Origin of the sequence: Actinoplanes sp. NPDC049118 (assembly GCF_040648555.1) — a bacterium.
In the GTDB taxonomy this organism is placed as follows: Bacteria; Actinomycetota; Actinomycetes; order Mycobacteriales; family Micromonosporaceae; genus Actinoplanes.
Map to the genome: position 1 here is coordinate 1 of NZ_JBEZDY010000052.1, position 25,880 is coordinate 25,880.

Sequence of the window (25,880 nt, forward strand, 5' to 3'; positions counted from 1 at the left end):
TTCCAATGGACCAACGAGGACCAGAACCTCGTCTCCGACTACATCACCAACCAGGGCATGACCGCCGAAGCAGCCGGCGAGAAGTGGGCCAAGGAACACGAGGCCACCTGGAAGCCGTGGATTCCCTCGGCCGCCTGACAGACCAGTCGTAGATCATCGCGCGGCGCCCGGCGGCGCCGCGCGATGGTCGGCGTCCACTTCACACGCTCCTGACCGGCCACCGGTCTCGGACCCGCGCCGGAATCGAAATCTGATCGAAATCTTCCGGCGGCAGCATGATCCCTCTGATCGATGATCGAATGAACCGCTCCCAGCTAAACGACAAACCCGACAGTTCACTCGCAACGTGAGTCGGACTGAGTAGTTTTCGCTTTCGTTAGTGGTACATCGTGGACTACCGGTCGGCTCATCGATATGGTCCGGAAGCCACGGCAAGGCCCAGCCGCCCCCAAGGCCCAAGGAGAGTTTGCGTGTCCGCAGGGAGTTGTCCGGCCGCAGGCCCGATCACGATCGGCGTCCGGCCCGGACCCGGCGCCACCGCCGCCGCACCACTCCAGCGGCGGTAGACCGATGAGAATCCCCCGTCCCCGCACCGCCGGCCACGACATGGGCGACGCGCCCGCCGCCGGCGCCTTCCCGGCCGTGCTCACGGCCGGTTCCGGCGGCACGATCCGCCGGCGCGTCGTTCGAACCCTCACGCTACCCGTCGCCGCCGTTCTCATCCTGCTCGGCGTCATCACCGTCATCGAGGTCGACAACTACCGCACGGCGGCCGCCTCGGCCCGCGCCGTCACCCTCGTGCTCGCCGTGCAGGACCTGGTGCAGGAGCTGCAGACCGAGCGTGGTCTCACGGCCGGCCTGCTCGGCGGCAACGTCGGCTTCAAGGCCGAGCTCGCCCCAGCCCGCCAGCGCGTCGACGACCAGCGCCGCAAGGTCGAGGACCTGATCGCCTCCGGCGGCGTCGCGCAGGATCGCGTGGCCACCGCCGTACGGCAGCTCGACGGCCTGGCCGGCGTCCGGGCCGGCACCGACGCGGGCGCCGCCGACCGCGCGCCGACCTTCACCTTCTACACCGGCCGCATCGCCGAACTGAGCAACGTCGACTACGGCCTCGACAGCTCCGCCGACCCGGCGCTGCGCCGCGGCGTCTCGGCCCTGGAGGCGCTCGGCGACGCCAAGGAGAGCACCGCGCAGAAGCGCGCGTTCCTCAACGGCGTCTTCTCCGCCAGCGGCTTCAACCGCGGCGAGTTCCTCCAGTTCGTCACCATGCGCTCGGCCGAGGACGCGGCGCTTGCCACGTTCGCCCGCTACGCCACCGACACCCAGCTCAAGGCCCGCGACTACGTCTTCAACACCGGCGCCGCCCAGACCGCCGCCTACTTCGAGCAGGTCGCGCTGAACGCCGGCGACGGGCGCAACCTCCAGGTCAACCCGCAGTCCTGGTGGTCATCGCAGACCACCGTCCTCGACGACATGCGGCAGCTTCAGCAACACGTCGGCTCGGTCATCCAGGCCCGCGCCGCCACCCTGCAGGACCAGGCCAGCACCCGGATGGGCCTCCTGATCGGCGCCGTGATCCTCTGCTTCGCCGGCTCGGTCTACCTGGCCACCGTGGCGTCCCGCTCGATCGCCAGGCCGCTGGCCACCCTCGCCGACGAGGCCAACCGGCTCGCCGGTGAGCAGCTGCCCGAGGCGGTACGCAGGGCCACCTCCGGCGACGACGACGCGCCGCCGCTGACCGTCCGGATCCCGGCCGGCGCCAGCGACGAGGTCCGCCTCGTCGCCGACGCCCTCGACCGGGTGCAGGCCACCGCCTACTCCCTCGCCACCGAGCAGGCGATGCTGCGGCGCAGCACCACCGAGTCGCTGGCCAACCTGGGCCGCCGCAACCAGAACCTGCTGCGCCGCCAGCTCGGCTTCATCACCAGCCTCGAACGCGAGGAGTCGGACCCCACGGGGCTGGCGAACCTGTTCGAGCTCGACCACCTCGCCACCCGCATGCGCCGGAACGCGGAGAGCCTGCTGGTGCTGGTCGGCGCGGCCAGCCCGCGGCAGTGGTCGGAGCCGCTGCCGATCGCCGACGTCATCCGCGCCGCCGTCTCCGAGGTCGAGGAGTACCGGCGCGTCCAGCTGCGCCGGGTCGACGACACCCTGGTCGCCGGCGCGGTCGTCAGCGGCGTCGCGCACATGCTCGCCGAGCTCGTGGAGAACGGCCTGGCCTTCTCCCCGCCGGACGCCGACGTCGAGATCCAGGGACGCCGCATCGGCGACAACTACCTGATCGCCATCACCGACCAGGGCATCGGCATGAGCCGCGCCGACCTCGAACTGGCCAACCAGCGCCTGCGCGGCGAGGGCGACTTCATCACCGCGCCGACCCGCTTCCTCGGCCACTACGTGGTCGGCCGGCTCGCCACCGACATGGGCATCGACGTGCAGCTCGCCCCGTCGCCGGTGACCGGCGTGACGGCACGCATCGTGCTGCCGCCGTCGATGCTCGCCAACCCGCAGTCGGTGTCCGCGCCGCAGCGCCCGGCACCGCCGGCGCCCGAACCGGTGCACAGCATGGAGCGCCCGCGCGCCCTCGAGTCATCCGACCCGGCGATCACGCAGGTGCTGACCATGCCGCCCGCCGACCCGCCGCCGGCCACCGACAGCCGCATCCGGCCGACGACCATCGAATACGTCACCGCCGCCGGCAGCCCCGCCGTGCGGACGCAGCCGGCCGACCCGACCGGCAACTCCTCTACCGCCCGGTACGAGGCGGCGATGGCCTCGTCGACCTTCGGCATGGACATGGACATGTACTCCTTCGGACCGCCCACCGACGACGCCGACCGCACCCCCAACGGCCTGCGCAAACGCAACCCCGGTACGCGCAAGGCCGCGACGCCGGGCGCGGCGGCCACCGCGGGCGGCGGTGCGGCACCCACCCGCACCGCCGAGCGCCCGGCGCCGGTCGGCGACTCCCCCGAGGAGGTGCGCGCCCGGCTGACCGCGTTCCGCAGCGGCGTGCAGCGCGGCAGCACCGAACCCGCCGATCGACCGTGACCGCCCCCACCCCCGCCCCGAGGTCGAAAGAAGTCTCATGAGCGTTGACACGTCTGCCGACCGGCACCAGTTCAACTGGCTGCTGGGCAACTTCGTCCACCAGACCGACGGGGTCCGCGACGCGGTCGCGGTGTCCTCCGACGGCCTACTCATCGCCAGTTCGGACGGGCTGAGCCGGGCCGAGGCCGACCACCTGGCGGCGATCGTCTCCAGCCTGGCCAGCGTCGCGCGCAGTGCGTCGCGGCGCTACGACTTCGACGGCCTGAAGCTCATCATGATCGAGATGCGGCGCGGCTTCCTGCTGGTCTCGGTCATCGCGGGCGGCAGCTGCCTGGGCGTCGTCGCGGGCGGCGACAGCGATGTCGGCCTGGTCGGATACGAGATCTCCCTACTGGCCGACCGGTTCGGCGCCCTGCTCACCCCGGCGCTGATATCCGAGTCCCGGCAGTACCTACCGCGATGAGCCACCGGGGGGAGTGGGGCCCGGAACCCCACATGAGCCCGTACACCGGTTCGATGCCGCCCGCCTGGACGCCGCCGGCGCCCGGACCGCGCGCGCCGGAACCCGAGGACGAGCTCGTGGTGCGCCCGTTCATGCTCACCGGCGGGCGGACCCGCCCGCTGCACGACGGGCTGCGCATCGAGACGCTGCTGCACGCCTCCCCCGCGGCGCTGTCGGCTCCCCTGCGCTTCGAGTCACGCCGGATCGTCGAGCTCTGCCAGGCGCCGATGTCGATCGCGGACCTGGCCGTCGCACTGGGCGTTCCGCTCGGCGTGATCCGGGTGATCGTCGCCGACCTGGTGACCGACGGCTACGTGCGGATCGAGGAGCAGCTCGGTGAACTTCCCATCGCATTGATCGAAAGGATCAGGGATCGTGTACGGGCGCTCTAGTGAACCGGTATCGGCGCCCCTGCCGCCGGTGGCGGTCAAGATCGTCATCAGTGGCGGCTTCGGCGTGGGCAAGACGACCTTCGTCGGCGCGATCTCCGAGATCGAGCCGCTGGTGACCGAGGCCGAGATGACCGAGCGGTCGATCGGCATCGACGACACCTCCGCGGTGGCGTCCAAGACCACCACCACCGTCGCGCTCGACTTCGGCCGCATCACCCTCGACGACGCGCTCCTGCTGTACCTGTTCGGCACCCCCGGCCAGGACCGCTTCGCCTTCCTCTGGGACGACCTGGTCGACGGCGCGCTCGGCGCCATCGTGCTGCTCGACACCCGCCGCATCGAGGACTGCTTCGCCGCGATCGACTACTTCGAGGAACACGAGATCCCGTTCCTCATCGGGGTCAACACCTTCGACCGGTCCCAGCGCTTCGACCTCGAGGAGGTCCGCGACGCGCTCGGCATCGGCCCGGACGTGCCGGTCCTGGAGTGCGACGCGCGGCACCGCGGGTCGGTCAAGGAGATCCTGGTCGCCCTGACCGAGGAGGTACTCGCCAAGCGGCTGAGCCGCGAGCGGCCGGTGGCGACGTGGTGAACGAATCAACTAGGGAACGGACGTCGATGTTCACACGTACGCGCCGGCTGGCGGCCCTGCTGAGCGTGGTGGCCCTGGCCGCCTGCGGTGACTCCGCGACCGCGATCACCGCCCCGCCCGGCGTGGAGCGCACGCCCTGCGGCACCGTCTCGATCGCCGTCAACCCCTGGGTGGGCTACGCGGCAAACGTCGCGGTGGTCAGCTACCTGCTCAAGCAGGAACTGGGCTGCAAGGTGGTGGAGACGGACCTCACCGAGGACGAGTCGTGGGAGGGCCTGGCCAGCGGCGAGGTCGACGTCATCCTGGAGAACTGGGGCCACGACGACCTGAAGAAGACCTACATCGACGACAAGAAGGTCGCGGTCGAACAGGGCCTGACCGGCAACAAGGGCGTCATCGGCTGGTACGTGCCACCGTGGATGGCCGAGCAGTACCCGAACATCACGAAGTGGAAGAACCTCAACGACTACGCCGACCTGTTCGTGACGGAGAAGTCCGAGGGCAAGGGCCAGCTGCTCGGCGGCGACCCGTCGTTCGTGACCAACGACGCCTCCCTGATCAAGAACCTGAAGCTCAACTACAGCGTGGTCTACGCGGGCAGCGAGGACGCGCTGATCGCGGAGTTCAAGAAGGCCGAAGCCGGTAAGAAGCCGTTGATCGGCTACTTCTACACGCCGCAGTGGCTGCTGTCGGAGATCAAGCTGGTGCACATCCCGCTGCCGCTGTACAAGCCGGGCTGCGACTCCGACCCGGAGACGGTGGCCTGCGACTACCAGCCGTACGACCTCGACAAGATCGCGAGGAAGGCCTTCGTCGACTCCGGCAGCCCGGCCGCCGATCTGATCAAGAACTTCCGCTGGACCAACGACGACCAGAACGCGGTCGCCCGCGACATCACCGTGAAGAAGCTGTCCCGCGACGCCGCCGCGAAGCGCTGGCTGGACTCGCACCGCACGACCTGGCAGCAGTGGATTCCCCGCTGATCACGCCCGGCGCCTGAACGCGGCCTGACCCCGGCACCCACCGGCGGTCAGGCCGTAGGCGACGGGGCCTGCGCTGCGTCGCCGGCCCGCAGCCGGCCCGAAAGCAGCGCCGGCAGCAGCGTGTCCCGGAGGCCGGCGAGCATGCGGGACTCCGCGAGCGCGGCGTCGGCCCGCTCCTCCACCGCGGACAACCGCGCGGCCAGCGCGTCGATGCCGCCGCCCGGAATCCGCACCACGACCGAGGCCAGCTTCGCCCTGCTCAGCTCGGTCTGCCCCGTCGAGCCCTCGCCGAGCGACGCGATCCGCTCCTGGGCGGCCAGGACGGCGAATGCTCCCACGATCGCGGGAATCCCCGCGCCGATCCGCACGATGGTGACGTGGGAGTCGACGGTCGCCGCGTCGTCGTGCGACCAGATTCCCACCCGGCCGAGCGTGCCGACGCCGGTCGAGTTGACGAGGACATCGTCGCGGCGCAGGATCCGGTCCTCGCGGACCCTGCCCGCCTCGGTTCGGCGGGCGGGATCCCGGCTGACCCGGCCGCCGCGGACGCAGCGCTGGTTCACGGCGAGCATGCCGGAGGAGTCCGGCGTGTACCGGGGGGTCTGGCCCCGGCTCAGGAAGCCGGCGATGTCGCCGATCGTCCGCTCCTCACCGGACTCGCGCGCCGCCGCGGCGAACACCGCGGCGTTCAGCCGCCGCGAGGTGTCCGCGATCCGCGCGCCGACCGCGATCCTGTCGTCGAGCGCCCCGAGCACGCCGGCCACCGCCTCCTGCGTGGCGCGCGGCGGCAGGACGACCGGGACCTCGCCCAGGATCCTGGAGTTGAGGTTCAGCATGGTGGCGCCGACCGCGTGCCGCACGATCCACCGCCGGACCTCGGGGTGGCCGAGGTAGTAGGACAGGTAGCCGGAGTGCACCGCGTCTCCCGGGCGGATCCGCAGGCATCCGGTGCCGCAGAGCCAGCCGGCCTGCTCGGCGCCGATCAGTGCGCGGCGTTCGATGTCGCCGCGCCTCGAGTACACGATGTCGCCCTCGGCGAGCAGGTAGCGGGACAGCCTCCGCGCGTCCGCCGGGGCTATCCGGGCGATGCCGTCCGTGTCGATCACGTTGTCGCCGATGTTCTGCGGCATGACGCTGGGTATGCCGTTTTCGACGTAGTCGCGGGCGTGCAGCTGGCTGCCGAAGGGGCCGGTCTGTATGTCGCCGCCGCCGGCCGCGCACAGCTCGCCCAGGGTGGAGCGCGACCAGGATCCGGGTGCGGCCACCGTCACGAGACGCCCCGGAGCTTCTCGCGGATGACGGCCTCGAGGCGGGCCGACTCCTCGAACTGTGCGTACAGCTCCTTGGTCAGGCGTTCGATGCGGTCGGCGAGCGGTTCGGCGTCCGGGTCCTCCCCGGCGTCGGCGGCGCCGACGTACCGGCCGGGTGCGAGCACGTGGTCGTGTGCGGCGATCTCGTCCAGCCGCGCGGAGTGGCAGAAGCCGGGCACGTCCACGTAAGTCCGGCCGCGGGTCGTGGCCGACCTGGAGCCGCGCCAGGCGTGGTAGGTGTCCGCGATCCTCGCGATGTCCGCGTCGGTGAGGACCCGTTCGGTGCGGTCCACCATGGTGCCCAGCCCCCGGGCGTCGATGAAGAGCGTCTCGCCGCGCCGGTCGGACAGGGCCTCGCTCCCCTGCGGCGACTTGTCCCGGGTCAGAAACCACAGGCAGGCCGGGATCGCGGTGGTGCGGAACAGGTTCGGCGGCAGCGCCACCATGCACGCCACCAGGTCCGCCTCGACCAGCGCCCGGCGGATCTCGCCCTCGCCGGACTGCTGCGACGACGTCGAGCCGTTCGACAGCACCACGCCGGCGCTGCCGCGATCGTCCAGGTGGAAGACGATGTGCTGCAGCCAGGCGAAGTTGGCGTTGCCCCGCGGGGGCACCCCGTACCGCCAGCGCGGGTCGTCCTCCCGGCGCGCCCAGTCGGACATGTTGAACGGCGGGTTGGCCATGATGTGGTCGGCGCGCAGGTCCGGCTGCCGGTCGTCGGCGAAGGTGTCGGCCCAGCGGTCGCCGATCCCCGACGGGTCCATGCCGTGGATGGCGAGGCTCATCTTCGCCAGCCGCCAGGTGCGCTCGTTGGCCTCCTGGCCGAAGATGGCGATGTCGCCGTCGCGGCCGCGTCCGGCGTGCGCGGCCACGAACCTGCCGGCCTGCACGAACATGCCGCCCGAACCGCAGCACGGGTCGTACACCCGGCCGTGGTACGGCTCCAGCACCTCGACCAGCAGTTTCACGACGCCGGCCGGGGTGTAGAACTCGCCGGCCCGCTTGCCCTCGGCGCGGGCGAACCGCTCGAGGAAGTACTCGTAGACCTCGCCGAGGACGTCCCGCGCCGGCCGGTCGCCGTGACCGGTGAACCGGGCGTCGCTGATCAGGCCGACGAGTTCCCCGAGCCGCCTGGAGTCGACGTCGCCCCGATCGAAGATCGTGGGCAGGACGCCCTCGAGCGGGCCGTTCTCCCGCATGATGGCCGTCATGGCGTTGTCGAGCAGCGCACCGACGCCCTCCGTGGCGCCGGCCGCGTTCTCGGCCAGGTGGTCCCAGCGGGCGGTCACCGGCACCCAGAAGACGCCGGCGCCGGTGTACTCGCCGCGGTCGTCCAGGAGCGCGGCCCGCCGGCTCTCCGGCACGCCGGACAGGCCCGCGGCGACCTGCCCGCGGCGCTCGGCGAACGCGTCCGACACGTACTTGAGGAAGACCAGGCCGAGGACGAACTCCTTGTACTGCGCGGCGTCCACCGAGCCGCGCAGCTTGTCGGCGGTTCTCCAGAGGATGTCCTGGATCTGCCGGGTGCTGGAGATGCCGGACGGTTCACCCCGCGGGGTGGCGCGTTTGCGTGGAGGCAATGGTGAATCCCGTTCTCTCTCGGTGCCGACCTGCGCCCCGACCGGAGACACCACTCTAGGGTCGGCGTCCGCATCAATACGACGCGGCGGGCTCCGGTACCCCGATCAGTCGCAGGGCGGCCGGCCGCACCCGGACGGTGACCGGGCCGCGGCCGAGCGGCTCGCCGTCGGCGTACACGGGCAGCGGCCGGTCCGCCGCGATGGTGATCTGCCGGACGCGCCGGGTCGCGATGCCCGGCAGGCCGAGGTGTGCGCCGCGGCGCAGCGCGGCGAGCACCGGCACCAGCTTGCGGCGCGACAGCGCGCCGACGGTGACCAGGTCGAGCTGGCCGTCGTCGAGGAGCGCGTCCGGCGCGACCCGCAGGCCGCCGCCGTACCAGGGTGCGTTGGCGACGACGACGGTGTGCCCGGACAGCCGCACGGTCTCGCCGTCGACGGTGAGCGTGTAGCCGACCGGGCGCCAGGTGACCGTCACGGCGAGCGCGGCGAGCTGGTAGGCGAACGGCCGGCGGGGCAGCCGGCGGCGGTTCGCGAAGTCGTTGGCGGCGGCGTCGATGCCGGCGTAGACGCTGCCGACGACGACCCGGCCGTCGGCCTCGGCCACGTCGACGGCGCGGCTGGGCAGCGTACGCAGCGCGGCGGCGGCCGCCGCCGGGTCGTCGGGCAACGGGACGGCACGGGCCAGGTCGTTGCCGCGCCCGGCCGGGATGACCGCCAGCTCGGCGTCCGTGCCGGCCAGGCCGGCGGCGACCGCGCCGGCGAGCCCGTCGCCGCCGGCGGCGAGTACGGCGTGGCCCCGGGCGGCAGCCTCGGCGGCCAGCTCGGTGGCGTGCCCGAGGCCGCGGCTGTACGTGACCGTCACCGCGGCGCCGCCCTCGCGCAGCGCCCGGGCCAGGCGGGTGATCCGGCCGGCGGCGGCACCCGCACCGGCCGCCGGGTTCACCACCGCGGTGAAGACTTCGCGGCTCACGGCAGCAGGATTCCCGGGTTGAGGATTCCGTGCGGGTCGAGCGAGTCCTTGACGCCGCGCAGGGCGGCGGCGCCGACCGGGCCGATCTCGCGCGCGTACCAGGGCCGGTGGTCGCGGCCCACGCCGTGATGGTGGGTGATGGTCGCCCCGGTGGCGGCGATGGCGTCGCTCGCCGCGACCTTCGCCGAGCGCCACTGCGCGACCGGGTCCTGCGCCTGCGCGGCCACCACGGTGAAGTAGAGCGACGCGCCGGTCTCGTAGACGTGCGAGATGTGGCAGAGCACGATCGGCGGGGTGCCCGCGGCGGCGAGCGTCTCGACGAGCGCGTCGCGCACGGCGGCGTACGTCTCGGGCAGCCGGTCCCAGAACGTCGCCGTCTCCAGCGTCTCGGCGAGGGCGCCGGCGTCGAGCAGCGCGTCGCGCAGGTACGGCGCCCGGAACCGACCGGCGCGCCACTGCTCGCCGGGCGCCTCGCCGAGCGACGTGCCGCCGAGCTCGGCCAGCCGCCGCGACGCTCCGTCGGCGCGGGCGGCCACGTCGGCCTCGGTGCCCTCGAATCCGACCACGGCCAGGCAACCACCGTCGGCGGCCTGGCCGGAGGTGGCCGCGTTCATCGCGGTCTCGGTCTCGTCGGAGAGCCGCAGCACGGTCGGCAGCGGGCCGTCCTGTGCGAGCGAGCGCAGCGCGCGGGCGCCGTCGGCGAAGGACGGGAACGTCCATCCGGCGTACCGCTGCGCGGCCGGGGCCGGGCGCACCCGCAGCGTCAGCTCGGTGACGACCCCGAACACACCCTCGGAGCCGAGCAGCAGTTGCCGCAGGTCGGGGCCGGCCGCGGACTCCGGCGCGCGCCCGACGTCGAGCGTGCCGATCGGGGTGGCCGCGCGCAGCCCGACGACCATCCGGTCGAATCGGCCGTAGCCGGCGGAGGCCTGGCCGCTGGAGCGGGTGGCGGCGAAGCCGCCGAGGCTGGCGTACTCGAAGGACTGCGGGAAGTGGCCGAGCGTGAGACCCTCGGCGGCCAGCAGCCGCTCGGCGTGCGGGGCGCGCACCCCCGCCTCGAACGTCGCGGTGCGCGACACCGGGTCGAGCCGCAACAACCGGCCGAGGCCGGCGAGGTCGAGGGCGAGCACGCCGGCGTAGCCCTCGCGGTCAGCGGCGAGGCCGCCCACCACGGACGTGCCGCCGCCGAACGGAACGACGGCCACGCGGTGCCGCGCGCAGACCGCGAGCAGCGCCGCGACCTCGTCGTGGCCGCCGGGCCGGGCCACCGCGTCCGGTGCGCCGGGCGCGTCGCCGGCGCGCAGCCGCAGCAGGTCCTCGGTGGACTTGCCGGCGGCGTGGGCCAGCCGGGCGGCGTCGTCGGTGTCCACCCGCGCGCACGCGGCGCGCAGGTCGTCGAGCACGGGGGCGTCGAGGGTGGCGCAGGGCAGCACCGCGGCGTGCGCGGCGGGGCGGGGCGCGTCGACGCCCAGCGCGGTGCCGAGCAGTGAGGTGACGCCGGACGGCAGGGTCACGGCGTCGGCGGGGTCGCCCCATCGGGCCACGTAGCGCAGGTCATTCATGGGTTACACTGTGACACATGACGTCTAGTCGTAACACCCCTGAGCGGCGTACGACCGAAGATGCGCTGCTCGACGCCGCCCGCGACTGCGTACTCGCCGTCGGGCTGCGGCGCACCACGCTCACCGACGTGGCCCGCCGCGCCGGCGTCTCCCGCATGACGATGTACCGCCGCTGGCCCGACATGGCGTCGCTGGTCGGCGACCTGATGACCCGCGAGTGGACCGAGCTCGCGGAGCGCGCACAGGCCGGGGCGGACGGCGAGCACGCCCGGCACCGGCTCGTCGACGGCCTGGCCACCGGCGCCCGGCAACTGCGCGGGCACCCCGTGTTCCGCCGCATCGTCGAGCTGGACCCGGAGGTGCTGCTGCCGTACCTGGTGGACCGGCGCGGAACCAGCCAGGACCGGATGCTCGCCGGGCTGATGCAGAGCATCGCCGAGGGCCACGCCGACGGCTCGGTGCGCACCGCCCCGGCCGAGCTGCTCGGCCGCGCCGTGCTGCTCGCCCTACACGGCTTCGTCATCTCGGCCGCCACGATGACCGACGGGATCACCGAGGCCGACCTCGACGGCGAGCTGCGGCTGCTCCTCGACCGGTACCTCGCGCCGTGACCGGCACCGGCACCGCCCTCACCGCCGCACGCCGCCGCCGGGAACTGGCCGAGCTGGCCGCCGGCGCCCGCGTCGACGTGCTCGTCGTCGGGCTCGGCGTCACCGGGGCCGGAGTCGCCCTCGACGCCGCGTCCCGCGGGCTCACCGTCGCCGCCGTCGACGCGCACGACCTCGCGTTCGGCACCTCCCGATGGAGCTCCAAGCTGGTGCACGGCGGCCTGCGCTACCTGGCCGGCGGGCACGTCGGCCTGGCGTACGAGAGCGCGGTGGAGCGCGACATCCTGCTGCGCCGGGTCGCACCGCACCTGGTCAACCCGCTACCGTCGGTCCTGCCGCTCACCCCGCTGATCTCCGGCGGACGGGCCGCGCTGACCCGCGCCGGCTTCGCGGCCGGCGACGCGCTGCGCGCCGCCGCCGGCACGCCCGCCCGCCGGCTGCCGCGCTCGCGCCGGATCGCCCCGGCCGAGGTGCACCGGCTGGTCCCCGCGGTACGCCGCGACGGGCTGCGCGGCGGCCTGATCGGCTGGGACGGCCAGCTGATCGACGACGCGCGGCTCGTGGTGGCACTGGCCCGCACCGCCGCGGGCCACGGCGCCCGCATCCTCACCCGGTGCCGCGTCACCGAACTGCACGGCGGTGGGGCCACCGTGACCGACACCCTCACCGGCGAGGAGCACCGGCTCAACGCCCGGGCCGTCGTCAACGCGACCGGCGTGTGGGCGGAGCAGCTGGATCCCGCCGTGCGGCTGCGCCCGTCCCGCGGCACCCACCTCGTCCTGCGCCCGGGCGCCCTCGGCACGCAGATCGCCGGGCTCACCATTCCCGTGCCCGACGAGACCAACCGGTTCGTGTTCGCGCTGCCCCAGCAGGACGGCCGGATCTACCTCGGGCTGACCGACGAACCCGTCGACGGGCCGGTGCCCGACGTCCCCGAGCCCAGCCCGGCCGAGCGCGGCTTCCTGCTCGACGTGCTCGCCACCGCCGTGTACCCGGCGCCGTCCGAGGCGGACGTGATCGGCGCGTTCGCCGGGCTGCGCCCGCTGCTGGCCGGCGCCGCCGACAGCACCGCAGACCTCTCCCGCCGGCACGCCGTGCACACCTCGCCCGGCGGGGTCACCACGATCGTCGGCGGAAAGCTGACCACGTACCGGCGGATGGCCCGCGACGCCCTGGACGCGGCGCTTACCGCCCGAGGGCTCCCGATGGGGCGCTGCCGCACGGCCCGGCTGCCGCTGGTCGGCGCAGCGCCGCCGGAGCGGCTGGCCCGGATCTCGGCGCCGCCACGGCTGGTCGCCCGCTACGGCACCGAGGCGGCGGCCGTCGCGGCCCTGGCCGCCGACGACCCGTCGCTGGCCGAGCCCGTCGCCGCCGGAGTCGCCGTGACCGGCGCGGAGCTGCTGTGGAGCCTGCGGGAGGAGGGTGCGCTCGACGAGGACGACCTGCTCGACCGGCGCACCCGGATCGGGCTGGCGCCGGCCGACCGGGAGCGGGCGCTGCCGGCCGCCCGGGCCGCCGTCGCCCGGGCGGCGGCCACCGCCGGGCAGTGACGGCCGGTCACCGCCCGGGTCGCCGCCTGCGGCCCGGCGGCTCGCCGGTGCCGTCGTTGTGGATGTGCGCCGTGGTGTGGTCGCCGACCGCCAGGTGACCGACGTTCTCGATCTTCCCGATCCGGATTCGGCTCCCGCCGGCGCCGTCACCGCTGTCCGCGGCACCCGCACCCGGCGCCGCGGGCGGGCCGGGCCCGCGCCTGCGCGCGGCGACGACCGCGGTACCGCCGAGGGTGGCCAGCGCCAGCAGGAAACTGCCGACGCTGGCGTACTGGTCGGCCTCGCCGAGCGAACGGCGCGTCGCGAAGAAGACGCCGGCGGCGACGAACGCCAGGGCGAACCCGGCGGCGGTCGCCCAGAACCTCACCGGGACCACCGGTCCGGACCGTCGGCGTCGGCGGCCGGCGGCTCCGGCGGCCGGCTCGCCCGGTGCCGCTCCACGCCGCGGCGGATGTCGTGGTCGGACCGGAACGCGGCGGTCTGCAGGTCGAGTTCGGTGTGCAGCCGGTTGCCGACACCGATCATGACGCTGGTGGCGCGGTCGACCGTCACCAGCCCGAACAGCCCGAGCACGGTGGCACGCTGCTCCGGCAGCCCGTCGGCGTAGCCGAGCACGTTCTCGTCCGCGGCGTTGTCCGCGGCGCCGACCAGGTCGCCGAGGAACCCGGCCATGGCGCCGGGATCGTCGCGCGCGCCGGCGGAGAGGTCGACGTAGCGGCGCGCCAGCTCCTCGCTGTCGGCGAGCAGCGCGCCCGCCGGCACGACCGTCCGCTCCACCACGTACCGGGAGTCGAGCCGGGTCAGGGCGTCGTCACCGAGCTGGACCGTCGCCGCCCGGTGTATGGACGGCACGCAGTCCGCGCGGATCCGCCGGGACATCCTCGTCGGGCCTGTCTCCGCCGGGCGTTCCACCAGGTCGTCCAGCGCCGCGCGCAGGTCACGCACGACGCGGGCGTTGTCCCGGCCGGGTTCGGCCCGGGCGACGATGTCCCTGACCCGGGCGGACCTGAGCGCGTCGTCCTGCGCCACCACCGCCTGCCGCACGTGTACGTGATCGACCTGCGTGAGCTCGCAGTTGTCGCCGACCACCACCGACGTCGAGTCCCGGGCGTGCACGGTGTGCGGCGGGAACAGCAGGCCGAGCCCGCGGCTGCGGATCCGGCCGTGCGCGTGGGTGGCGGCCTGCAGGACGCCGACGCCGTGGTACTCCGGCCGGACCTGGGTGGGCCGCGAGGTCCCGGGCCAGGCGATCGGGTAGGTCCGCCGTGGCCGGGTCTCCCCCTTCATGCCCGCGCTGCCCCACACCTCCGGCGCAAGCACGCGATCCAGGAGGAAGATCCGCGGGTCCTCGGCCGCGGGCACTCCCGGCCGCGGCGCGGCCAGGTCCAGCAGGGTGGGCTTCCGCGCGCGCGGGGCGGCCGGTCCCGGCTGCCGGCGATCCGCGGTGCGGGACAGCAGGAACCGGGCGAGGCCGCTCGCCGGACCGGCCTCGGGCGCGGCCGCGGTGTCCTCCCGCTGCGCCTCCGCCTCCGGCACGGTCTCGGGCCGAGATCGCTGAACAGAGTATTCGTACACCGGAACCCCCGGAGTCCACATGCTCCCGTCCAGGCTGACAGATCGGCGATGCGGCAGACAGGCTACGGGCGTGTCACATGCGCGTCAGCCGGGCGGCGCCTGCGAAGTCAATCCGCCGGACCGGACAACCGCGCCGTCGTCCACGCCCGTCTGAGGGTTGATGACCCAACCGGCCGCGACCGCCCGGGTCTTCGGCATCCGCAACGGCTGGGCGACCGGGTTGGCCACCAACGGCGTCGGCGGCAAGGGTGAGGATCCCAGGAAGGCGAAGGCCCGCGGCCTGGCGGGCGCCCGGGTCGCGGCGGTCCGGTGGAACGTGCGCACCGGCGAGGTGCGCGTCTTCGCCGAGCTGACGACGGCGGCCGGCGCGGTGAACGCGCAGGGCTGGCAGGTCGGCGTGGACAGGCAGGGGCGTGCGGTGCTCGTCGCCGGCAGGACGGTGGTGCTGCCGGATCTGGCCGGCCACGAGCCGGGCGGGCTGGCCAACAGCGCGAGCACGTTGAGCGACGACGGACGCACCGTCGGCGGACAGTCGGACGACGCGACCGGCACGATCCAGGCGGTCGTGTGGCGCTGCCGGTGACGGAAGCCGGCGGAGAGGGCCGACCCGCCCGGGTCCGGCCCTCTCACCCACGCGGTGCGCTCCGGCGTTCCAGGTCCGCGAGGGTGGCCGCGGCCCGGCCCAGGTCGTGGTGGGGAAAGACCGGGATTCCGTGGCGGTGCAAGGCCTCGGCGACGACGCCACGCCCGGCGACGGTGACGCCCGCGAAGGTTCCGTCGTGGACGTAGGTGCTGCCGCAGGTGGGGCTGCCGTCGACCAGGACGGCGATTCCGACGCCCGCCTGCATCGCCCGGTCCACCGCGCGCTGCGCCGCCGCCTGGAACAGTTCCGTCACGTCGCGGCCCGGCAACTCGTGCACCCGGGCCCGGCCATCGAGCACGTCGGCCGCGCTGCCACCGACGATCTCGGCCGGCGGGCGCGGCACCGGGAACCCCACGGCCAGTTCCGGGCACAGCGCCACGAGGCGCCCCTCGGCGGCCCACTGCCGCCAGATCGGGGAGCTGGCCTGCACGCCGGTCCCGTTGAACCGGATCGGCACGCCGCCGAGGCAGCCGCTCACCAGCACCTTCAACATGGCAGATCCGCGACGACCGCCTCGCCCGGTGCATCACCGGCCTGCGCGAGGACCGTGCCGCCCACGGCGGGCTGAGCGACCGCGCCACGCATGGAACCCCTCCCCAGGCCGCAGGATGCGGATTTTAGCCGGGTTCGGTACGCAGGTCAGGGGCCGTCCACGGGGTGACCTGCCGTTGCCGAGGTGGGCAGCGTGTGTACGTGCGCGCCCGCGGCCGCTGCCGAGTCGGCAAGGGTGCCCCGGGCGGCGCGGTGCCGGCCCATTACCACCGCCATCACGACGCCGGCGAGGCTGAACGCCGCCATGGTCCAGGACGCCGCCGCCAGGCCGGCCGACAGGGCGTCGGCGCCCGACTCCCCCTCGGCGGTACGGTTCGCGATCACGGTGCCGTAGATCGTCGCGGCGAGCGCCGTCGCCACGGCCGCGCCGACGTAGCGGGCCATGTTGGAGACGCCGGACGCCGCGCCGACCTGGGCCGACGAGACCGACGCCGTGGCCGCCGACGAGGCCGGGCCGTTGGAGAGTCCCATGCCGAGGGCTATGGCGACGAGCGGCAGGACGAACGCCGCGTATTTCCAGGAGGCCTCGACCAGGCCGATCGCGGCGAACCCGCCGGCGGTGATCGCGAAGCCCGCGGCGACCACCTGGCGGCCGCCGAACCGCGCCGCGAGGCGCGGCACGAAGGCCGCGACCGCGACCAGGCCGGCGGTGGCCGGCAGGGTGGCCAGGCCCGCCTGCAGCGGGCTGAAGCCGAGCGTCTGCGGGTCCTGGAAGTAGAGGCTGACCAGATACATCAACCCGTTGATGGTGCCGGCGCCGATGAGGATGGCGATGGTGGAGACGACCAGTATCCGGTTGCGCAACAGCGCCAGATCGAGCATGGGTACGGCGACGCGGCGCTCCACGGCCACGAAGGCGAATCCGGCGGCGACGGCCAGCGCCAGGCTGCCGAGGGTGGCGGCGGACGCCCATCCCCAGTCGCCGCCCTTGCTCAGCGCGAGCACGAAGGGCATGAGGGTGAGCGCGACAAGCAGGCTCCCGGCGACGTCGATCGAGCGGGACCGGGTGGGGTCGCGTGACTCGGCCACGGTGGCGGCCGTCAGCACCATGCACACCGCGGCGACGCCGGCGTCCACCCAGAACAGCGCCTGCCAGCCGGTCAGCTCGACGAGTACGCCGCCGAGCAGCGGCCCGGCGGCGGCGCCGACCGCCGCCGCCGCACCCCAGTAGGAGACCGCCCGCAGCTGCTCGGCGCCGCGGGTGGCCACCGACAGCAGGCTGAGTCCGCAGGCCAGGATCGTCGCGCCGGCGGCGCCCTGTATGGCGCGTCCCGCGATGACCATGCCGCCCGAGTCGGAGAGCGCGATCAGCACGCAGGACGCGATGAAGAGCACCAGGCCGAGCTGGAAGATGCGCCTTCGCCCGAACACGTCGCCCAGCGAGCCGGAGGTCACGATGGTCGCGGCCCCCACCAGCGAATAGCCGGTCACCGCCCACTGCAGGGTCGTCACCGACGTGCCGGTGTCGGCGCTGATCGCCGGGAGCAGGATGCTGACCGCGGACGTGTTCGCGTTGACCACCAGAGTGGACAGACAGGCGGCGATCAGCACGCCCCGCACTCCCCGGGCGGTGTCGGTGTCGCTCATCCCGCTCCTCCCAGGCGCTGAAGGAGCAGGGCCTGCGCGACGACCATGCTCTCGATCTCGCGGGGGTCGACGCTCTCGTCGGAGGAGTGGATGCGCGCGGCGGCGACGTCCTCGGGACCCCAGAGCACGAACTCCGCGCCGGGGGCCATCGTGCCGAGGTGGGTCACCAGGCCGCCGATGTCGTCGGCCGCGCCCCGGCCGTAGATCCGGCCGTCGTCCTTGCGGGTCGCCGTCCAGGGGTCGCTCGTCCAGCCCTGCTCCGGGGGCGCGGGCTGCACGTCGTAGTGTGCGTAGAGCACCACGACCGGCGAGCCTTCGGGCCCGGGGACCTCGCCGTAGATGGGCGGGTAGCCGGTCAGCACCTCCATCAGCCGCGCGTCGGTGAACCCGGCCGCCCGGAACATCCGCAGGGTCTCCTCGGCCATCCGTTCCACGGGCTCGGGCGGGTAGCCGGGGAAGGCAACCGACGGGATCGCCACCAGCTTCTCCAGGTCCTCGATCAGGCCCGGCATCAGGGCGGCGGTCCGGGCCGCGATCTCATCTGCCTGCATCGCTGCGCTCCGCTCCGGTCCGGTTGCGCCCCATGACGCGGAGCGGCCGGGGGGAGCCGTGGCCGTGCCGCGATTCGTCAGACACCACCCATCGTGTGGCGGGATACGCACAGCCACCTCATCCGCATCGGATGACCTTGCGCGACATAGACGCGCGGTATGTCAACGCGTGTGCTGCTGCTTGCGCCGTCGGAGCTCCTCCGCGCTGGGGTGGAACCCGGGCAGGTCGCCCGCGGAGGTCTCGGCCGCCGCCGTGTCCTGCGCCTCCTCGGCGATCTCCTCGGTGCCCTCCTCGCCGACCACGTGGCGGTAGGCGATGCCGGCGACGGCCCCGCCGACGATCGGCGCCAGCCAGAACAGCCACAGCTGGGCGAGCGCCCAGCCGCCGACGAACAGCGCCGGGCCGGTCGAGCGGGCCGGGTTCACCGAGGTGTTGGTGACCGGGATGATGACCAGGTGGATGAGGGTCAGGCACAGGCCGATCGCGAGCGGGCCCATGCCCTTGGGCGCCCGCCTGTCGGTCGAGCCGAGGATGACCATCAGGAACGCCGCCGTCATCACCAGCTCGGCGACGGCCGCGGAGGCCAGGCCGTACCCGCCCGGCGAGTGCTCGCCGTACCCGTTGGCGGCGAATCCGCTGGCCGAGACGCTGAAGCCGGCCTGGCCGGACGCGATGACCCACAGCACGCCGGACGCGGCGATCGCCGCCGCCACCTGGGTGATGATGTATGGCACCACGTCGCGGCCGGGTGTCCGCCGGCCGAGCCACAGTCCGATGGTGACCGCCGGGTTGAAGTGCCCGCCGGAGATGTGCCCGAACGCGTACGCCATGGTCAGCACGGTGAGGCCGAAGGCCAGCGCGACGCCGAGCATCCCGATGCCGCCGCCCGAGACCGTCGCGGCCAGCACCGCGCTGCCGCACCCGCCCAGCACCAACCAGAAGGTGCCGATGAACTCGGCACCCAGGCGCCTGGAAAGAGTCATGAGAAGCTCCCAAGGATCAACCGACGGGTGCGACGGACGTACCGCGCGGGCCCGGACGCGCGGCTGCGGTGCGCCTCGCTCCGCCGTGGCGTCGGGGTCGGCTACAGGCCAAGATTAATGCGGGCGGGCCTGCGGCGAGGCGAGTTGCCCGATCCCGGACGTCAGCCCGCGGTGGCCTGCCGGTCGGACCATGACTGCACGCCCGCGAGGTTGACCGCGCCGCCGTCGAGGACGGCCCGGTGCGCGGCGCGGGCCAGCCGCTGTCCCCACTGCGAACGCGGGCCGGCGTAGTCCGCCGCCGGGCCGGCGGGCGGGCAGAGCACGGCGACCGCGTCGGTCGCCGTGCCGGTGGCGGCCAGACCCAGCTCACGGATCGCCTGCGTCTTGGCCTCGGTGATGGTGGCGACCGCGTTCACCAGGGCACCGTCGCTCAGCCGCCGCGGCACCCAGGCCACGATGTTGACCGTGCCGGCGTGCGGCGCGGCCAGGCCGGCGTCGGCCGCGGCCTGGATCGGCGCACCGAGGCCGACCGTGGCCCAGAGCCGCACCCCGCCGTCGTCGGTGGCCACCACGTCGGCGACGTCGACGCCGGTGAGCAGCCCGACGCCGGGCCCGGACAGCCCGAGCCCGACGGCGATCTCGCGCAGGTGCGCGGCCGGGTCGCCCCGGTCGTACGACATCGGCACGCTCGCGTTGACCAGCCACCCGCACGGCCCGATCCCGCCGCCGAGCACCGCCGACGAGATCGCGAACACCGGCTCGGGCAGGCGCCAGATCAGCAGTGGAATGTCGTGGCCGCTCTCGGCGCGGTGGGTCAGAATCGGTTCGGCGATCACTTCCCGACCCTAACGGCCGTAGTCTCGAAATCGCGGAGGTCGAAGATGGCTGGACCCACGACCAGGCTCAGGCGGCTGTCCACCGGCCTGGCCGCGACGTGCGGCGTCGCGGTTCTCGCCGGCACCGGCCCGGCCGTCGCCGCCGGCGCGCCGGCCGCCTGGACCGGCACCTGGAGCACGGCGGTGACCGGGGCGGCCACCCCGCCGGTGCCGGCGACGGTGTTCGAGGACCAGACGCTGCGCCAGATCGTCCACATCAGCGTCGGTGGGCGTTCGCTGCGGGTCCGGCTGTCCAACGAGTACGGCACCGAGCCGCTGGCGATCGGCGAGGTGCGCATCGCCCGGCGTGCCACCGGGGCGGAGATCGTCGCCGGGACGGACCGCGGTCTCACCTTCGGCGGGCGATCCTCGTTCTCCGTCCCGCCCGGCGCGCCCGCGCTCAGCGATCCGGTGGCGCTGACCGCGCCCGCCGGGTCCGACCTGGCGGTGAGCATCCACCTGCCGCGGCGCACGCCCGCCGCGACCGTGCACAGCTCCGCCTTCCAGACCAACTACATCGCCCCGGGCAACGTGACCCGCTCCCCCACGCTGCCCGGCGCCACGACCTCGACGTCCTGGCACTTCCTGTCCGGCGTCAGCGTCGCCGCCGCGCCGCGGGCCGCCTCCGTCGTGGCGTTCGGCGACTCCATCACCGACGGCGCGACCACCACCCTCGACGCCGACCGGCGGTGGCCGGACCTGCTTGCCGAACGGTTGCGGGACCGGGCCGCGCCGCGGGACCTCGGCGTGCTCAACAAGGGCATCGGCGGCAACCGCCTGCTGCACGACGGCAACACGGTGGCCGACGGCCCGTTCGCCGGGATCGGGCCGACCCTCGGCGACAGCGCGCTCGACCGCTTCGATCGCGACGTGCTGGCCCAGCCCGGCGCGCGCTACGTGATCGTGCTGCTCGGCATCAACGACATCGGACTCCCCACGTCGATCGCCCCGCCCTCGGAGGCGGTGACCGTCGACGAGATGATCTTCGGATACCGGCAGCTGATCGCCCGCGCGCACGAGCGCGGCCTGCGGATCTTCGGCGCCACCCTGACGCCGTTCGAGGACACCGCCATCCCCGGCTACTACAGCGAGGCCAACGAGGCCAAGCGGATCGCGGCCAACCGGTGGATCCGCACGAGCGGCGAGTACGACGGCATCATCGACTTCGACCGGGCGGTGCGGGATCCGGCACGGCCGGGGCGCCTGCTCGCGCGGTACGACAGCGGCGACCATCTGCACCCCAACGACGCGGGCATGCGGGCGATGGCCGACGCGATCCCGCTGCGGCTGTTCGACGGCGCGGTCACCGGCGATCCGGCCGTCGCCGCGGGCGCCGGCCGCTGATCGGAGGTCCGGCCGGCCTGCCCTACTCGGTGGGTGCGCACGTCCGGTCCGGTCCGCCGCCGTTCACGCCACGGGAGGCCGAGGTGCTCGAGCTGCTGCGCCAGGGGCTGACCTACCACGAGATGGCGAGCCGGCTCGGTCTGTCCACGAAGACCGTCGAGAAGCACGTCGGCGCGATCATGCGCAAGACCGGAGCCTCCAACCCCACGGCCGCGGGTGGTCACCGCCCTGGGCAACGACTGGCTCGGCGGCTGACGCACGGCGCCGGATGGGGCTTCTCCCCCATACCGCCGACCGCCCGCACGGGTCTTGACTGGCAGCGACCGGCGACGGGAGGCATCGTGCGCACGAACTCGATGTGGCGGAGAACCTGCGGCAGACCACCGAGGTGGACGAAGCGTCACTAGACACGCGACCAAGATGAGATATGTCACACCAAATCGGGAGCGAAACCTTGTTAGGTTCTACGCGCAGATGACCTTGACCTAATCGGTTGAGAAAATAGGGACCGACTCGGGGGAAGAGGTTCGCATGTCAGAAAACACTCGAAGGGTCTCGTTCGGGGCCGGGCTCGGCATCGCCGCGACGCTGCTGTCAGTTGCCGTCGTGCACCGCCGCCCTGGCTGCCAGTGACCACTCGGTCATCCAGAGCAACGAAGGTGCTTGGCGCAATACTCCCCGATTAGCCCGCTCGACGGGAACCGGAACGGGCCACGCCTTCCTTCTCGGGGGCAAGTTCGCTATCAGTTTTTGCACGACAAAATCGCGGGGATGAACACCGGCGAGAGGGCAGACCCATCTGTGTCCCCTCTCTGCACCCCCTTATCGCAAGGTAGATAGTCATGCGTTACCCGGGGTTATCAATAGTCATAGCGTTGCTGGCATGCGGACTGGCAAGCTGCAGTGCTGCCAAAGAACCACCGAGCGGCCAAGCAGCTGCGGACAAGCAGCAGAACTTCCGCATCGACGATCGCGATACCAAAAAGGGCGAAGAACTACAGGCGAAGCTGATGGCCGATCGTTCGGTGAGCCGCAGCGATTATGAACAAGCGGTGAAAGCGGTCGGCGAATGCTTTTCGCGATACAATCTGACGTTTTCTAACGAGGGCTGGGATCCCGTCGCAAACCGGACGATAGATTTCACCTTCGGTAATGAGAAACTGTCGGACGATGAGGTCCTGGGCTACGGGGACGGCTGCCAGAGGGCCTACCTGGAAAAGATCCAGGAAGCCTTCGTGACGTCATCCAAGCCAGTCATGAATCCCGCAGTACTCAAAGAGTCACAGGCTTGCTTGAAGCAGCATGGGATTCAACCAACGATGACCGAGACGAACGTGCACGATCTGCTTGCCAGCGGGGGAAAGCCGGCGTTCAAGACTGTCGTCAAATGCATCCAAGAGTCCGCACATAAAATCTATCCCTCGCGTTCAATCCACGTCAGTGGATGAGGGATGGCTAGTTTTCACATGAAGGGATTTTCGTCAATGACCAGTAAGAGGACAAGGCCGCGGTTAGCACGGACTCTGGTGTTGAGCGCTGCGATCGTTGCAGGTGCGATGGTATTCCCCTCCTCCGCTCAAGCTGCGGGCGCGTTTATCGACCGCTACAACGGTGATGGCCTTTGCAGGTGGCATGCGAGTGTCTGGGTCGGGGAGGCCGAGACCGAGGAAGTCAGCGGCACCTGCGCGGGCCACAGTTGGGTCCGGGTCAAGGTTAACAATTCTTGGCGCTCGTGGGAGCACTCAGACGGGTGGGAGAAGGCCTACCCGCCCGCCGGAAAGCTGATTCAGCAGAGTCAGCACAAGACCCAGAGCGACGAAACTCCTAAGACGCTCACTCCCTAGAGCCTTTAGTCCGAGAAGCAAAAAAGGAAGTAAGAAGACAGGTAGGGCCGGAACGCATAGGCCCTACCTGTCTTCTTCATCCACCGCAGGGGGACCCACCGCACGCTCCAGCTCGCCGGAAGGTCAGGGCTTCGGCCGGGCCGGCCCTACCGGGCCGGCCGCCATCGAGGAGCGTCGCTGGACTCCCGGGGCGTCACGACGTATGGTCCAGGGCAGCATGGGAGCGCTCCCAATACGCCGCTCCCCCGGAACCGATCGGCAGGAGGATCCGATGCGCCGGGCCGTGCGGGCATTGGTCATCGGCGGTGTGCTGCTCCCGGCGGCCGCCTGCGGCGCCGCGACGCCGGGCGTCCCTCGCACGCCGCTCCCCGCGAGCGCGGCGGCACAGCCCGCCGACGGCTCGCTCCGGTCCTCCTGCGAGGCCCTCGGCCAGGTGTACGGCCGCAACCTCGCCCCGTTCGCCGAGGCACTCTCCGACCTGGTCGCCGCACGGCAGGGTGCCGGCGACGACAAGGAGCCGCAGCGGCAGGTGCGGCGGTCGCTGACCGCGTTCGCGGGCGCCATCCGCGCGGCCACGCGCGACAGCACCGACCCGCAGCTGCGGGCCGACGGCGAGCGGACCGCCGAAGGGATACAGGCCAAGGCCGACGACACCGGGTTCATCCGTGCGGTGAAGACCGACCAGGACGTGGACACGGTGCTCGGCCCCACCCTGAAGCAGTGGCTCTCCCCGGTCGCACAGCACTGCTCCTGACCCGGGTACGTCCGGGCAAGCGCGTGGCGCGCATCGTAGAAGATCGCTACGATTCCCCGCCGCCACGTCTGGAGGAGTATCCGTGTTCGCTGGGTTGGACGACATCGACTGGGCCTCGATGCGGCACGCGTACGGGACGGCGGGCGAGGTGCCGCGCCTGATCCGGGGCCTGGTGTCGCGGGACGGCAGCCGGCGCGCCTGGGCCGGCGAGGCCTACAACATGGCGGTACACCACCAGGGCGACATCTACGAGTGCACCACGAAGACGGTGCCCTTCCTGATCGAGGCCGCCGGCACCCCGGGCCTGAAGGGCCGTCCCCGGGCGCTGCGGCTGCTCGCAAGCATCGGGGAGTCGGCGGGCGACGGCCGGCGGGGCGAGTGGCCCGAACGCGCGCACCGGGCGGTGCAGGTCGCGTACCCGTTGTACGAGCGGCTGGCCCTCGCCGACCCGAGGCCGAAGGTCCGGCGGGCGGCCGTCGCGGCCATGCTGGCTTGTCCCGACCACGCGAAGCGCACCGCGACCGTGCTGATGGGCCGGGTCGCGGCCGAGCCCAGCGCGGCGGTGCAGGTGGAGATCGTCGAGGCCGTCGGCACGCTGGACGCCCCAGGCGCCGGGGACTGGTTCGCCGGACTCGCGCGCGACCACCCGCACCCCCGGGTCCGGCTGGCCGCCCTGACCGAGTGGCTGCGCTGCACCGACGAGGGCGCGGAGGGCGCGGACGACCCGGTACCGATGCTGCTCGATCTGCTGCACGCCGGCGGCGGCGACCTGCGGTCGATCGGGTCCGCGCTGGGCGACCGGGTGCCGACCCGGGTGCGGCTGCTGGCCCGGGCCGTCCGCGGCGCGTCGGCGGACTGGCTGAACAACGCCCGCTGGGCGACCGGCGGCATGTCCAAGAGCTGGCGCGGCGACTACACCGAGCTGGTGTGCGCCTTCGCCGAGCACCTCGATAGCGCCGACCGGGAGCGGCGGCGCATCGCGATCTACACCCTCACCGAGCTGGGCCCGCTGGCCGCGCCGGCCGCGGACGCGATGCTGGCACAGGTCGAGCGGGCGCTCGCCGCCGGCGAGCCCGCGTACGACTCGGGGCAGGGCGGGTTCTGGCTGTCCGAGGGGGCCACGTATGCGCTGGTGAACGCGCTCGCGGCGGCCGGTGACCCCCGGATCCTGCCGGCCGTCGGGCAGGTGCTGGCGGGCGACCGGCTGCCGCGGTACCCGGCGAGCCTGGTCCGGCGGCTCGGGCCCGAGGCCGAGCCGATGGTGATCGACGCGGCCCGGCGTTGTCTCGCCGCCGGCGACACCGAGCGGTTCCGCGCCCTCGCCTACGGCCGGCCGGCGCTGGCGCCCGAGTCCCTGCCGATCCTGCTCACGGCGCTGGACTCGGCCAAGCCGAAGATCAGCGACGTCTGGGCGGTCGCCGCGCTGGGACCGGCCGCCGCGGACGCCGAACCCCGCCTGCGGGGCCTGCTGGACGCCGAGGACTCGTCGCTCGCCCGTTGGGCGGCGGACGCCCTGCATGCGATCGGCGTCGACTTCGGCGAGCTGCTGCCGGCGTACCGGCGCCTGATGGCGGATCCCTGGGATCGGCAGCGCATCGTCTCCTCGCTGGCCGACGTCGGTCCGGCCGCCGCGCCCCTCGCCGACCTCGTACGCGAGGCGATGGCCGTGCCCGGGGACGGCCACCGGGCGGCGGTGGCGCTGTGGCGGATCACCGGCGACGCCGACGCCGCCCTGCCCGCGATGCTCGACGGCTGGCGGCACGCGCGGTACGCGCACACCGGGCTCGCCGAGTGCTTCGCGGAGCTGGGCCCCCGTGCGGCGGCGGCCGAGCCGCTGCTGCGCGCCGAGCTGGCCGATCCGCGGCGGGCCACGCACGACGGGGCCAGCAGTGCGATCGAGGACGATGAGGAGTTCCTGGCGAGCGTCCGGAACGCCATCACGGCCGTATCGTCCGCCTAAGTCCGGTTCCAGGTGGGGGCGGGGCAGGATTGTCGTCCTCTTGATTACCGCTGGACTCTGCGTTGAGGTCCGCCACCGACAGTTACAACATGACCACCGAGCCGCTGACCT

General features: G+C 73.1%; 24 protein-coding genes. 13 read left to right on the plus strand and 11 right to left on the minus strand.

Going from position 1 to position 25,880, the window contains the following annotated elements; genetic code table 11:
- Positions 1 to 570: 570 nt before the first annotated feature.
- From AB0B58_RS41440 to AB0B58_RS41460, 5 genes are read left to right on the plus strand one after another with little or no spacing between them, the layout of a single operon-like run.
- The gene (locus AB0B58_RS41440; protein ID WP_360236610.1) at positions 571 to 3,051 is read left to right on the plus strand and encodes a nitrate- and nitrite sensing domain-containing protein; all 2,481 of its coding nucleotides are present in this window, start codon (positions 571 to 573) and stop codon (positions 3,049 to 3,051) included.
- A gap of 37 nt (positions 3,052 to 3,088) precedes the next feature.
- Positions 3,089 to 3,514, plus strand: coding sequence for a roadblock/LC7 domain-containing protein (locus tag AB0B58_RS41445; protein WP_184992928.1), 426 nt, complete (start codon positions 3,089 to 3,091; stop codon positions 3,512 to 3,514).
- A gap of 32 nt (positions 3,515 to 3,546) precedes the next feature.
- Positions 3,547 to 3,945, plus strand: coding sequence for a DUF742 domain-containing protein (locus AB0B58_RS41450; RefSeq protein WP_360236614.1), 399 nt, complete (start codon positions 3,547 to 3,549; stop codon positions 3,943 to 3,945).
- A complete protein-coding gene (locus AB0B58_RS41455) occupies positions 3,929 to 4,537 on the plus strand; it encodes an ATP/GTP-binding protein (RefSeq protein WP_360236617.1) in 609 nt (202 codons plus the stop codon). Before AB0B58_RS41450 ends, AB0B58_RS41455 begins: the two co-directional genes overlap by 17 nt.
- Before the next feature lie 26 nt (positions 4,538 to 4,563).
- Positions 4,564 to 5,520 carry an ABC transporter substrate-binding protein gene (locus tag AB0B58_RS41460; RefSeq protein ID WP_360236620.1) on the plus strand — a complete coding sequence of 319 codons (957 nt, stop codon included), beginning with the start codon at positions 4,564 to 4,566 and terminating at the stop codon, positions 5,518 to 5,520.
- 47 nt (positions 5,521 to 5,567) lie between these two features.
- Here AB0B58_RS41460 and AB0B58_RS41465 read toward each other — a convergent pair whose 3' ends face one another.
- From AB0B58_RS41465 to AB0B58_RS41480, 4 genes are all read right to left on the minus strand, one after another.
- Positions 5,568 to 6,791, minus strand: a complete 1,224-nt coding sequence (locus AB0B58_RS41465; protein WP_360236623.1) for a restriction endonuclease subunit S — start codon at positions 6,789 to 6,791, stop codon at positions 5,568 to 5,570.
- Complete coding sequence (locus AB0B58_RS41470; RefSeq protein WP_360236626.1) at positions 6,788 to 8,410, minus strand: class I SAM-dependent DNA methyltransferase; 1,623 nt, start codon at positions 8,408 to 8,410, stop codon at positions 6,788 to 6,790. The genes AB0B58_RS41465 and AB0B58_RS41470 overlap by 4 nt, the downstream gene beginning before the upstream one ends.
- Positions 8,411 to 8,483: 73 nt before the next feature.
- A complete protein-coding gene (locus AB0B58_RS41475; RefSeq protein WP_360236629.1) occupies positions 8,484 to 9,380 on the minus strand; it encodes a diacylglycerol kinase family protein in 897 nt (298 codons plus the stop codon).
- Positions 9,377 to 10,942: an FAD-binding oxidoreductase gene (locus tag AB0B58_RS41480; protein WP_360236632.1), complete on the minus strand. Its 1,566-nt coding sequence runs from the start codon at positions 10,940 to 10,942 to the stop codon at positions 9,377 to 9,379. The genes AB0B58_RS41475 and AB0B58_RS41480 overlap by 4 nt, the downstream gene beginning before the upstream one ends.
- 17 nt (positions 10,943 to 10,959) lie before the next feature.
- Between AB0B58_RS41480 and AB0B58_RS41485 the strand changes: the two genes are divergently transcribed.
- Positions 10,960 to 11,553: a TetR/AcrR family transcriptional regulator gene (locus AB0B58_RS41485; protein ID WP_360236635.1), complete on the plus strand. Its 594-nt coding sequence runs from the start codon at positions 10,960 to 10,962 to the stop codon at positions 11,551 to 11,553.
- Complete coding sequence (locus AB0B58_RS41490) at positions 11,550 to 13,100, plus strand: glycerol-3-phosphate dehydrogenase/oxidase (RefSeq protein WP_360236638.1); 1,551 nt, start codon at positions 11,550 to 11,552, stop codon at positions 13,098 to 13,100. Before AB0B58_RS41485 ends, AB0B58_RS41490 begins: the two co-directional genes overlap by 4 nt.
- A 7-nt stretch (positions 13,101 to 13,107) precedes the next feature.
- Here AB0B58_RS41490 and AB0B58_RS41495 read toward each other — a convergent pair whose 3' ends face one another.
- Both AB0B58_RS41495 and AB0B58_RS41500 read right to left on the minus strand, forming a co-directional pair.
- Positions 13,108 to 13,467, minus strand: coding sequence for a hypothetical protein (locus AB0B58_RS41495; protein WP_360236641.1), 360 nt, complete (start codon positions 13,465 to 13,467; stop codon positions 13,108 to 13,110).
- A complete protein-coding gene (locus AB0B58_RS41500) occupies positions 13,464 to 14,675 on the minus strand; it encodes a hypothetical protein (RefSeq protein WP_360236644.1) in 1,212 nt (403 codons plus the stop codon). The genes AB0B58_RS41495 and AB0B58_RS41500 overlap by 4 nt, the downstream gene beginning before the upstream one ends.
- A 160-nt stretch (positions 14,676 to 14,835) precedes the next feature.
- On the opposite strand from AB0B58_RS41500, the gene AB0B58_RS41505 reads away from it, so the two are divergent.
- Positions 14,836 to 15,258: a hypothetical protein gene (locus AB0B58_RS41505; RefSeq protein WP_360236647.1), complete on the plus strand. Its 423-nt coding sequence runs from the start codon at positions 14,836 to 14,838 to the stop codon at positions 15,256 to 15,258.
- Between the two features lie 43 nt (positions 15,259 to 15,301).
- Here AB0B58_RS41505 and AB0B58_RS41510 read toward each other — a convergent pair whose 3' ends face one another.
- From AB0B58_RS41510 to AB0B58_RS41530, 5 genes are all read right to left on the minus strand, one after another.
- On the minus strand, positions 15,302 to 15,811 hold the full coding sequence (locus AB0B58_RS41510) for a DUF523 domain-containing protein (protein ID WP_360236650.1): 510 nt from the start codon (positions 15,809 to 15,811) through the stop codon (positions 15,302 to 15,304).
- A gap of 146 nt (positions 15,812 to 15,957) precedes the next feature.
- Positions 15,958 to 17,457, minus strand: a complete 1,500-nt coding sequence (locus tag AB0B58_RS41515; protein WP_360236653.1) for an MFS transporter — start codon at positions 17,455 to 17,457, stop codon at positions 15,958 to 15,960.
- Complete coding sequence (locus AB0B58_RS41520) at positions 17,454 to 18,008, minus strand: M20/M25/M40 family metallo-hydrolase (protein ID WP_360236656.1); 555 nt, start codon at positions 18,006 to 18,008, stop codon at positions 17,454 to 17,456. Before AB0B58_RS41520 ends, AB0B58_RS41515 begins: the two co-directional genes overlap by 4 nt.
- Before the next feature lie 162 nt (positions 18,009 to 18,170).
- Complete coding sequence (gene aqpZ, locus AB0B58_RS41525) at positions 18,171 to 18,992, minus strand: aquaporin Z (RefSeq protein WP_360236659.1); 822 nt, start codon at positions 18,990 to 18,992, stop codon at positions 18,171 to 18,173.
- A gap of 161 nt (positions 18,993 to 19,153) precedes the next feature.
- Positions 19,154 to 19,828, minus strand: coding sequence for an adenosylcobinamide amidohydrolase (locus tag AB0B58_RS41530; protein WP_360236662.1), 675 nt, complete (start codon positions 19,826 to 19,828; stop codon positions 19,154 to 19,156).
- A gap of 45 nt (positions 19,829 to 19,873) precedes the next feature.
- On the opposite strand from AB0B58_RS41530, the gene AB0B58_RS41535 reads away from it, so the two are divergent.
- The 5 genes from AB0B58_RS41535 (at position 19,874) to AB0B58_RS41555 (ending at position 25,769) form a co-directional block, all read left to right on the plus strand.
- Positions 19,874 to 21,211 carry an SGNH/GDSL hydrolase family protein gene (locus tag AB0B58_RS41535; protein ID WP_360236664.1) on the plus strand — a complete coding sequence of 446 codons (1,338 nt, stop codon included), beginning with the start codon at positions 19,874 to 19,876 and terminating at the stop codon, positions 21,209 to 21,211.
- Positions 21,212 to 21,240: 29 nt separating this feature from the next.
- Complete coding sequence (locus AB0B58_RS41540) at positions 21,241 to 21,618, plus strand: helix-turn-helix transcriptional regulator (RefSeq protein ID WP_360236667.1); 378 nt, start codon at positions 21,241 to 21,243, stop codon at positions 21,616 to 21,618.
- Positions 21,619 to 22,053: 435 nt separating this feature from the next.
- Positions 22,054 to 22,659 carry a hypothetical protein gene (locus AB0B58_RS41545; RefSeq protein WP_360236670.1) on the plus strand — a complete coding sequence of 202 codons (606 nt, stop codon included), beginning with the start codon at positions 22,054 to 22,056 and terminating at the stop codon, positions 22,657 to 22,659.
- Positions 22,660 to 23,326: 667 nt separating this feature from the next.
- The gene (locus AB0B58_RS41550; RefSeq protein ID WP_360236673.1) at positions 23,327 to 23,809 is read left to right on the plus strand and encodes a hypothetical protein; all 483 of its coding nucleotides are present in this window, start codon (positions 23,327 to 23,329) and stop codon (positions 23,807 to 23,809) included.
- A gap of 82 nt (positions 23,810 to 23,891) precedes the next feature.
- Positions 23,892 to 25,769 (plus strand): hypothetical protein, encoded by a 1,878-nt coding sequence (locus AB0B58_RS41555; RefSeq protein ID WP_360236676.1) that lies wholly within the window; start codon positions 23,892 to 23,894, stop codon positions 25,767 to 25,769.
- Positions 25,770 to 25,880: the final 111 nt, after the last annotated feature.

Bases quoted from the DNA above. Each gene is read 5' to 3' on its own strand.
- AB0B58_RS41545 (WP_360236670.1), top strand. From the start codon at position 22,054: ATGCGTTACCCGGGGTTATCAATAGTCATAGCGTTGCTGGCATGCGGA.
- AB0B58_RS41485 (WP_360236635.1), top strand. From the start codon at position 10,960: ATGACGTCTAGTCGTAACACCCCTGAGCGGCGTACGACCGAAGATGCG.
- aqpZ (WP_360236659.1), bottom strand. From the start codon at position 18,992: ATGACTCTTTCCAGGCGCCTGGGTGCCGAGTTCATCGGCACCTTCTGG.
- AB0B58_RS41450 (WP_360236614.1), top strand. From the start codon at position 3,547: ATGAGCCCGTACACCGGTTCGATGCCGCCCGCCTGGACGCCGCCGGCG.
- AB0B58_RS41445 (WP_184992928.1), top strand. From the start codon at position 3,089: ATGAGCGTTGACACGTCTGCCGACCGGCACCAGTTCAACTGGCTGCTG.
- AB0B58_RS41505 (WP_360236647.1), top strand. From the start codon at position 14,836: ATGACCCAACCGGCCGCGACCGCCCGGGTCTTCGGCATCCGCAACGGC.
- AB0B58_RS41515 (WP_360236653.1), bottom strand. From the start codon at position 17,457: ATGAGCGACACCGACACCGCCCGGGGAGTGCGGGGCGTGCTGATCGCC.
- AB0B58_RS41550 (WP_360236673.1), top strand. From the start codon at position 23,327: ATGCGCCGGGCCGTGCGGGCATTGGTCATCGGCGGTGTGCTGCTCCCG.
- AB0B58_RS41460 (WP_360236620.1), top strand. From the start codon at position 4,564: ATGTTCACACGTACGCGCCGGCTGGCGGCCCTGCTGAGCGTGGTGGCC.
- AB0B58_RS41440 (WP_360236610.1), top strand. From the start codon at position 571: ATGAGAATCCCCCGTCCCCGCACCGCCGGCCACGACATGGGCGACGCG.
- AB0B58_RS41520 (WP_360236656.1), bottom strand. From the start codon at position 18,008: ATGCAGGCAGATGAGATCGCGGCCCGGACCGCCGCCCTGATGCCGGGC.
- AB0B58_RS41535 (WP_360236664.1), top strand. From the start codon at position 19,874: ATGGCTGGACCCACGACCAGGCTCAGGCGGCTGTCCACCGGCCTGGCC.
- AB0B58_RS41480 (WP_360236632.1), bottom strand. From the start codon at position 10,942: ATGAATGACCTGCGCTACGTGGCCCGATGGGGCGACCCCGCCGACGCC.
- AB0B58_RS41510 (WP_360236650.1), bottom strand. From the start codon at position 15,811: ATGTTGAAGGTGCTGGTGAGCGGCTGCCTCGGCGGCGTGCCGATCCGG.